Origin of the sequence: Povalibacter sp. (genome assembly GCF_036735925.1) — a bacterium.
In the GTDB taxonomy this organism is placed as follows: Bacteria; Pseudomonadota; Gammaproteobacteria; order Steroidobacterales; family Steroidobacteraceae; genus Steroidobacter.
The window spans coordinates 1-8,554 of record NZ_DAINNK010000021.1 but is presented as its reverse complement, the minus strand read 5'-3'; the positions used below and the strand labels follow the sequence as shown (position 1 = coordinate 8,554).

Annotated in this window: 6 protein-coding genes and 1 pseudogene; 6 read left to right on the top strand and 1 reads right to left on the bottom strand. The window is 63.9% G+C overall.

What is annotated here, in order from left to right:
- Positions 1-52 precede the first annotated feature (52 nt).
- Positions 53-1,789 (bottom strand): phosphoenolpyruvate carboxykinase (GTP), encoded by a 1,737-nt coding sequence (locus V7D81_RS08715; RefSeq protein ID WP_349257637.1) that lies wholly within the window; start codon positions 1,787-1,789, stop codon positions 53-55.
- A 281-nt stretch (positions 1,790-2,070) separates the two neighbouring features.
- Between V7D81_RS08715 and V7D81_RS08710 the strand changes: the two genes are divergently transcribed.
- The 6 genes and pseudogenes from V7D81_RS08710 to V7D81_RS08685 form a co-directional block, all read left to right on the top strand.
- Complete coding sequence (locus V7D81_RS08710) at positions 2,071-2,553, top strand: hypothetical protein (protein ID WP_324315784.1); 483 nt, start codon at positions 2,071-2,073, stop codon at positions 2,551-2,553.
- Positions 2,553-4,502 carry an ATP-dependent DNA helicase gene (locus tag V7D81_RS08705; protein ID WP_324315782.1) on the top strand — a complete coding sequence of 650 codons (1,950 nt, stop codon included), beginning with the start codon at positions 2,553-2,555 and terminating at the stop codon, positions 4,500-4,502. Before V7D81_RS08710 ends, V7D81_RS08705 begins: the two co-directional genes overlap by 1 nt.
- A gap of 86 nt (positions 4,503-4,588) precedes the next feature.
- Positions 4,589-5,251 (top strand): tRNA (adenosine(37)-N6)-threonylcarbamoyltransferase complex dimerization subunit type 1 TsaB, encoded by a 663-nt coding sequence (gene tsaB, locus V7D81_RS08700; protein WP_324315780.1) that lies wholly within the window; start codon positions 4,589-4,591, stop codon positions 5,249-5,251.
- 121 nt (positions 5,252-5,372) lie between these two features.
- Positions 5,373-6,068: a phosphate regulon transcriptional regulator PhoB gene (gene phoB / locus V7D81_RS08695; RefSeq protein ID WP_324315779.1), complete on the top strand. Its 696-nt coding sequence runs from the start codon at positions 5,373-5,375 to the stop codon at positions 6,066-6,068.
- A gap of 3 nt (positions 6,069-6,071) precedes the next feature.
- Positions 6,072-7,421 carry a phosphate regulon sensor histidine kinase PhoR gene (gene phoR / locus V7D81_RS08690; RefSeq protein ID WP_324315777.1) on the top strand — a complete coding sequence of 450 codons (1,350 nt, stop codon included), beginning with the start codon at positions 6,072-6,074 and terminating at the stop codon, positions 7,419-7,421.
- Between the two features lie 210 nt (positions 7,422-7,631).
- Positions 7,632-8,554: pseudogene (locus tag V7D81_RS08685) on the top strand (hypothetical protein); the annotation flags it as partial.

Genomic DNA, 8,554 nt, shown 5'->3' with positions numbered 1-8,554 from the left:
ACAGTCAAAAGAGGCCGGCTGAAGCCGGCCCCACAGGCAGATTTAAAGAACCCTATCCGAGTTTCGCCGCCACGCTGCGCTGTTCCTCGCGCAGTTTCTGCGGCACCCGACCCTGGAATTCATCGAGATACTTGTTGATGGCGTCCATTTCCTGGCGCCACGCCGGCAGGTCGACGGACAGCAGCGTGTGGAGCGTGTCCTTGTCCAGGTCGATACCCGAGACATCGAGATCTTCCGGCTTCGGCAGGTAGCCGATGGGCGATTCGATGGCATCGGCCTTGCCGTCGCAGCGGTTCGCGATCCACTGCAGCACGCGCAGGTTTTCGCCGAAGCCCGGCCACATGAACTTGCCGTTCTTGTCCTGGCGGAACCAATTGACGTGGAAGACGCGCGGCAGCTTCTTCGCCTTGCTTTCGAAGGCCAGCCAGTGATCCCAGTAATCGCCGAAGTTGTAGCCGCAGAAAGGCTTCATCGCCATGGAGTCGCGACGCACGACGCCCATCTGTCCGACCGCAGCCGCCGTGGTTTCCGAGGCCATGCCGGCGCCGACCAGCACGCCGTGCGCCCAGCTGCGGGCTTCGTAAACGAGCGGTGCGACTTCGCGGCGGCGACCGCCGAAGAGGATGGCGGAGATCGGCACGCCTTCGGGTGCTTCGGCGAGCGACGAATAGATCGGATTCTGTTTCGCCGAGACGGTGAAGCGCGAGTTGGGATGAGCCGCCGCACCCTTGCCGCTGTAGGGTTTGCCCTGCCAGTCGGTGACGGGCGTGCCGCCTTCCAGGCCTTCCCACCAGGGCTGGTTGTCGGCCGTGAGCGCGACATTGGTGAAGATCGTGTCGCGCTGGATCATGTCGTAGGCGTTCTTGTTGGTCTTGCGGTTCGTGCCCGGCACGACGCCGAAGTAGCCGGCCTCGGGATTGATGGCGCGCAGCTGGCCTTCGCTGTCGACCTGCATCCAGCAGATGTCGTCGCCGACCGTCCAGATCTTCCAGCCGGGCATCGATTCCGGCGGCACGAGCATGGCGAGATTGGTTTTGCCGCAGGCCGACGGGAACGCCGCGGCGACGTAGTGCGTGCGGCCTTCGGGGCTCTGCATGCCCATGATCAGCATGTGTTCGGCGAGCCAGCCTTCGTCGCGCGCCTGCCAGCTGGCGATGCGCAGTGCATGGCACTTCTTGCCGAGCAGGGCATTGCCGCCGTAGCCCGAGCCCACGCTCTTGATGGTGAGTTCTTCGGGGAAGTGCATGATGAAACGGCGTTCGGGATCGAGATCGCCGACGGAATGCAGGCCCTTCACGAACCTGCCTTCACGCTCGATGCGCTTCAGGGCCTGCTCGCCCATGCGCGTCATGATGCGCATGTTGACCACGACATAGGGGCTGTCCGTGATCTCGACGCCGCAGCGCGAATAGGGCGAATCGATCGGCCCCATGCAATAGGGCACCACGTACATTGTGCGGCCGCGCATCGCGCCTTCGAACAGGGAGTCGATCTTGCGATGCGCTTCCGCGGGGTCCATCCAGTTGTTGTTGGGACCGGCGTCTTCGCGCGAGCGGGTGCAGACGTAGGTCAGGTGTTCGACGCGTGCGACGTCGGAGGGATTCGAGCGGTGCAGGTAGCAGTTCGGGTGGGTCTGCGGATTGAGCTTGATAAGATCGCCGCTGGCGACCATCGCTTCGATCAGTCGGGAGTTCTCGACGTCCGACCCGGTGCACCAATGGATCGAATCAGGCCTGGTCAGCCGTGCGACTTCTTCCACCCAACTGTTCAGCGACGCGTTCATGCTCATATCGACGCAAACCTCCGTACCGTGGCCGCCTGACAGGCGGTTCTGCAAGCTGCAGCGAGAAATGGACGCGGGATTATACCGGGCGACTACGCTGGCATTGAACGGACTTCTGCACTAATCGCATTCGAGCTTATGTCCATGATTTCCGATGACTCGCATCGCGACCGGTTGTCCCGGTCCGCAGACCGACACACCCCATGAGGCGGATGTTCCGCGGGACAGCGCTGGACAGCCTGCGAGTTCGGACCGTGTGCTGCACGGTTCTTTGCCTGCTCGCGGCCGTGCCCCAGTCGCAGCCGCGGGCGGCGGACAACGTCGATATTTCGCTGGTCGCCGAAGTGCGCGAGGAGATTGCTGCACCCGGCGGCCGCAGGATTTCCAGGCTCGTACCGGCCGCCAGCATCGAACAGGGGCAGGAGATCTTCTATACCGTGCGCGTCCGCAATGCCGCGAACGTGCCGGTGGGCGACATCGAGGTCGTGCAGCGCATTCCCGAGAACACGGTCTACGTTCCCCGGTCCGCGACGGGTCCCGGCGTGGAGGTCTTTCTGTCCGCCGACGGCGGCCGGAACTTCGGCAAGGAAGGGCAGCTCACCATCGTGGACCAGTCGGCCGTGGCCCTGATGCAGGCAACCTCGCTCGACCCGGCGGCCCTGACCCGTCCCGCGACTGCGCCGGATTACACGCATATCCACTGGCGTCTGCGCAATCCGCTCGCGCCCGGCGCCGTGGCGCTGGTGCGCTTTCGCGCGGTGTTCCGCTGATGCACGACTGGGACGAGCTGTTCGGTGCCGACGGTCCGCTGGCGCGGGCGGTTCCCGGTTTCACGACGCGGCCCGAACAGATCGCGATGGCGACGGAGGTGTCCCGCGCCTTGCGCGCGGGCGGCCGGCTCATCGTCGAAGCAGGCACGGGCACCGGCAAGACATACGCCTATCTCGTCCCGGTCCTGCTCTCGGGCAAGCGCGTGATCGTTTCCACCGGAACGCGCACGCTCCAGGACCAGCTGTTTCGCCGCGACCTGCCGACGGTGGCCGGCGCGCTGGGCCGGCCGGTGCGGGTCGCGCTGCTGAAGGGCCGCGCCAACTACCTCTGTGCGCATCGACTCGAACTCGCCGAACAGCAGGCGGTGTCGCGCGGCCTGCGTCGCGAAGTGGCCATGGCGCTGCCGTACGTGCGCGACTGGTCGCGCATCACGCGCAACGGCGACATCGCCGAACTGGCGCATTTCTCGGAATCGGAGCCGGTATGGCCGTGGGTCACGTCGAATCGCGACAACTGTCTCGGTGCCGAATGCAGCTTCTTCGATCGCTGCCATGTCGTGCAGGCGCGTCGCGAGGCGCAGGCGGCCGACGTCGTCGTCGTCAATCACCATCTGCTGATGGCGGACCTGGTGCTGAAGGAAGAGGGCTTCGGCGATCTGCTGCCCGGCGCGGACGCCATCGTGATCGACGAAGCGCATCAGCTGCCCGATGTCGCCTCGGCATTCCTCGGTTTTGCGGTATCGGGCTGGCAGCTGCAGGCACTGTCGCGCGATCTCGCGATCGAACTGGTGGCCAGCGCGACGCAGGTGGAGGTCGCTTCCTCGTTCGCGCAGACCCTCGAACGACGCATCGTCGATCTGCAGGACGCGCTCGGCACCAGCCAGCAGCGGCACGAATCCAGCCGCTGGTCGAGCACAGTGATCGAGTCGCTCGAAGCGCTGCAGTTCTCGCTGGCGGATCTCAACAAGTCGCTGGCCGGCGCGGCGACCGATCAGCCCGGTCTCGCATCGGTGCGACGACGTGCTGCCGATCTTGCGTCGCGACTCTCGTTACTGCTGGAGCAGGACGGGGAGGCGGCCACGGCCAGCGTCCGCTGGGCACAGATCAATCGCAATGGCGTTTCCTTCCACTATGTTCCGGTCGACATTGCCGAACAGCTCGGCGCACTGATCGGCCAGCATTCGAGTGCGTGGATCTGTACCTCCGCCACGCTTGCGGTCGGCGATGATTTCGATCACTTCATCCGCCGCGTCGGGATCGTCGAACCGGATACCGCGCGATTCGGCAGTCCGTTCGATTTCGCCGAACAGGCACTGATGTATCTGCCGCCGGGCCTCGACGCGCCGGCCTCGGCCCAGCACACGCGGCAAGTCGTCGATGCCGCATTGCCGGTGCTGGAAGCCAGCGGCGGCCGGGCCTTCCTGCTGTTCACGAGTCATCGCGCACTGCGCGAAGCTGCGAGCGTGCTGTCGCGCCGGCTCGGCGACAAGCCGCCGTTTCCGGTGCTGGTCCAGGGCGATGCGCCGCGCGAAATCCTGCTCAAGCGCTTCCGCGAGTACGGCAATGCCGTGCTGCTCGGCACCAGCAGCTTCTGGGAAGGAGTCGATGTGAAGGGCGCGGCGCTGTCGGTCGTCGTCATCGACAAGCTGCCGTTCGCGGTGCCGGACGATCCGGTGCTGAAAGCGCGCCTCGACGCCATCACGCGGCGCGGCGGCAATGCGTTTTTCGAAGAACAGGTGCCGCAGGCCGTGATTGCGCTGAAGCAGGGCGTCGGCCGCCTGATTCGCGACCGCGATGATTTCGGCGTCATCATGCTGTGCGATCAGCGCATCCGCTCGAAGCCGTATGGGCGGATTTTTCTTGAGAGCCTGCCGCCGATGCCGGTGACAAACCGGCTGTCCGACGTCACCGGGTTTCTGCGCACGCGCCTGGCCGACGTCGGCCTGTGAGTTCTTCCTGTAGGTCAGGCTTTAGCCTGACTTCTAAAGCTGTCAGGCTGAAGCCTGACCCACAGGAAGAACTGGAATAAAGCTTCATGAAGATTCTCGCCATCGATACGGCCACGGAGCGTTGCTCGGTCGCGCTGCGCACGGCCGGGGGGACGATCGATCGCGTGATCGATACGCCGCGCGGTCATGCCGATCTCATACTCACCCTGGTGCAGGACGTGCTGAACGAAGCGGGACTGACGCTCGCGGAGCTAGATGCGATCGCCTACGGTCGCGGGCCGGGCGCGTTCACCGGCGTGCGCATCGCCATCGGTGTTGCGCAGGGACTGGCCTTCGGCGCGTCATTGCCGACGGTCGGGATTTCGGATCTCGCGGCGGTCGCCCAGCAGGTCGCCGTCGCGGGCGATCGCGTGCTGGTATGCATGGATGCCCGCATGAACGAAGTCTACTGGGGCGTGTTCGACTGCAGTGCCGATGGTCTGGTCGTTGCGGCGAGCATCGAACAGGTCAGTGCACCGGCGAGCGTCGAAGCAGACGTTGCTGCGATCACGAAGCTCGCCGGCACCGGCTTCCATGCCTATCCGGAACTGGCGCACAGGTTCGCGATCGTGTCTCCTGCCAACGTACTGCCCCGGGCCGCGGAAATCGCACTGCTTGCCGAAGCCGCGCTGCGCAACGGCGAAGGACGACCGGCGCACGAGGCGCAGCCGGTGTATCTGCGCGACAACGTGGCCGTCGCAAAAAAGTAATTCGTGACGACGGTTCAGTATTTTCCACAGGCCCGGCGGCCTTCATCGGACTGTAACAATCGATTGCTGTAATGTTGCAGAAGGAAATACTTCAGTTCATCTCGTTGAATCGCTTCAATTCATGGTCGCCAGACAGATTCTGATCGTCGAAGACGAACGTCCGATCCGCGAAATGATTGCTTTCGGATTGCGTCGCAGCGGCTTTGAAGTGCGCGAAGCCGCCGATGTGAGTGCGGCGCGCGCGAGCATTGCGGACAAGCGACCGGATCTCGTACTGGTCGACTGGATGCTCCCCGAGATGAGCGGCCTGGAACTGACGCGGGCGCTGAAGCGCGACAAGGAGACGCAGGAAGTCCCCGTCATCATGCTCACGGCGCGCGCCGAGGAACAGGACAAGGTGCTGGGTCTCGACGGCGGTGCGGACGACTACGTGACCAAGCCGTTTTCTCCGCGCGAACTGCTGGCACGCATCAACGCCGTCCTGCGGCGCTCGTCGAATGGCCAGACCGAAGAAGTGATCGATGCCGAAGGCCTGGTGCTCGATGCGGCCAGTCACCGCGTCACGGTCGGCGACAAGACCGTACAGCTCGGACCGACGGAATATCGCCTGCTGTCATTCTTCATGACGCACGCGGAACGGGTGTACAGTCGCACGCAGCTGCTGGATCGCGTGTGGGGCGGCAACGTCTATGTGGAAGAGCGGACAGTCGATGTGCACATTCGCCGCTTGCGCAAAGCCCTCGAGGCATTCAACTACGATCGTTTCATCCAGACTGTCCGCGGCTCCGGTTACAGGTTTTCCACACGCGCGGAGTAGCGCGTGAAGTTTCCGATCAAGACGAACTCAGCCGCATGGCAGGCCATCACGCGCTTCGCCATCGCTGTCGCGGTGGCGTGGCTGATCGGACTCATCGTCGGCCGCGTCTGGCTGGTGCTGGCCCTGGTGCTCGGCGTCTATGTCGTCATCCAGATCTGGAACATGGTGCGGATCGAGCGCTGGCTGACTCATCGCCGCATCGAATCGCCGCCCGATGTCAGCGGACCGTGGGGCGAACTCATCGCGATCATCGACCGGATCTACCGTCGCAAGAACTTCCACCGCGCCCAAGTGACGAGCCTGCTGCGTGAATTCCGCCGTCTGACCACAGCCATGCCGGAAGGCGCAATCCTGCTCGGGCCGGAGCACGAAATTCTGTGGTTCAACGGTCGCGCGGCCGGCTGGCTGAGCCTGCATCGCAAGCGCGACGTCGGCATTCGCATCGAGAACCTGATCCGTCATCCCTCGTTCGTCGAATATCTCAAGCACGGTAGGCCCATCGAGGGCGTCATCGTGTATGAGCCGGTGAATGGCGGACATCATCTGTTGTTCACGCTGGTGCGAACGCAGGGATCGGAGCGTCAGCTGCTGATCGTGCGCGATGTGAGTCGCGAAATGCGGCTCGAATCGATGCGCAAGGATTTCGTGGCGAATGCCTCGCATGAACTGCGCTCGCCGCTCACCGTGATCTCCGGTTACCTGGACGCGCTTTCGGACGATCAGACGCTCGATCCCTCGTGGACCTCGCCGGTGCAGGAGATGCGTCGGCAGGCCGACCGGATGAGCGGCATCATCAACGATCTGCTGGAACTGTCGAAGCTCGAATCCGGCGATCGTCGTCATATCGAACGTCCGGTGGACGTGCCGGGAATGCTCTCGCTGCTGCGTCGCGAAGCGATGTCGCTCGACCGGCGTCCGCGCGAGATCAACCTGCAGCTCGACAGCGACCGCCTGCTGCTCGGTTCGGAAAGCGAACTGCAATCCATCGTGTCCAACCTGCTGACGAATGCGATCAAGTACACGCCGGTCGAGGGAAGCGTGACGATGCGCTGGTGGACCGATCACGATGGCGGGCACATCAGCGTCAGGGACACCGGGGTCGGCATCGCCGCCGAACACATTCCGCGACTCACCGAACGCTTCTATCGAGTCGATTCCGGGCGCTCGCGTGAAATGGGCGGCTCCGGGCTAGGTCTTGCCATCGTCAAACATGCACTCCACCGGCATGAAGCCGTCTTGCGCATCGAAAGCACCGAAGGCAAGGGCAGCACCTTCACCTGCGACTTCCCGCCGCATCGCGTGATCTCGCGCGCGGATGTGGAAGAGTCGATCTCGCTGCAGTCCGGCGGCTGAAAGATTTCCGTTTCTCACTCCGCTTCGCCCGTTTCCACGGGCGAGGGCGCTGCCGCTCGCGCCGCGCAACGCACTCGTAACGCAACCGTCATATGACAGTCGCCTGACTGTAAGACAACGCGATTACGTTTCTCCCCGCAAGAAAACGGCCAAAAGACCGTCAGCTCTGACGGTCTTCATCAAGCGACTTACGCCCGGGAGAACGTGTCGATGAAAGTCAAATACTGGTTGGTGGCTGGTGCAGTGGCAGCCGCCCTCGCTGGCTGCGGTGCTGACGAGATTTCCTCTGCCGGTAGCACCGGCAATGTGACGATCAACAATCCGCCTGCGACCAATCCTGATCCGACGCCGACTGATCCGAATGCGGGGCTGGTCGAGCCAGCAGGCGGCTGTCCTACCATTCCGGATCCGCAGGGTCTGCGTGATGACGGCACGATCACAGGTCCGACCGGTACCTATCGTGTCTGCACGCTGCCGGCTCGGCTCAATGTTAGCTCTACACTGGTACGCAGAGCCGGGCTGCTCTATGCGCTCGACGGCCGCGTCGACGTCGGTACCGATCGCGGTGCGGCGCCGACGACAGATACACCGATCGTCCTGACGATCGAAGAGGGTGTGGTGGTGTTTGCGAAGACCGGCACCTCATGGCTGGCGGTGAACCGTGGCAATCGCATCAACGCGGTCGGCACGGCGACCAGGCCCATCGTGTTCACCAGCCGCGACAACGTCCTCGGATTATCGAACGACGACTCACAAGGCCAGTGGGGCGGTGTGGTGCTGCTCGGCCGTGCCCCGGTGACAGACTGCACCGTTGCTCCAGCCGCGCCTCCCGGCACGGTATCGTGCGAGCGGCAGACCGAAGGCTCCGTCGATCCCGCCTACTTTGGTGGCGCCACACCCGACGACAATAGCGGCTCGCTCAAGTACGTGCAGATCCGCTATTCCGGCTACGTGCTCTCTGCCAACAGCGAACTGCAGTCACTGACGCTGTCGGGCGTGGGCTCGGCAACAACCATCGACTACTTCCAGTCGCACAACAGCTCGGATGACGGCTTCGAGAACTTCGGCGGTCGCGCCGGCATGCGTCACGTCGTGGTGACCGGTGCGGACGACGACAACATCGACCTGGATAC

Excerpts from the sequence above, each read along its gene's own strand:
- V7D81_RS08715 (WP_349257637.1), bottom strand. The coding sequence starts at position 1,789 with ATGAGCATGAACGCGTCGCTGAACAGTTGGGTGGAAGAAGTCGCACGG.
- V7D81_RS08705 (WP_324315782.1), top strand. The coding sequence starts at position 2,553 with ATGCACGACTGGGACGAGCTGTTCGGTGCCGACGGTCCGCTGGCGCGG.
- tsaB (WP_324315780.1), top strand. The coding sequence starts at position 4,589 with ATGAAGATTCTCGCCATCGATACGGCCACGGAGCGTTGCTCGGTCGCG.
- phoB (WP_324315779.1), top strand. The coding sequence starts at position 5,373 with ATGGTCGCCAGACAGATTCTGATCGTCGAAGACGAACGTCCGATCCGC.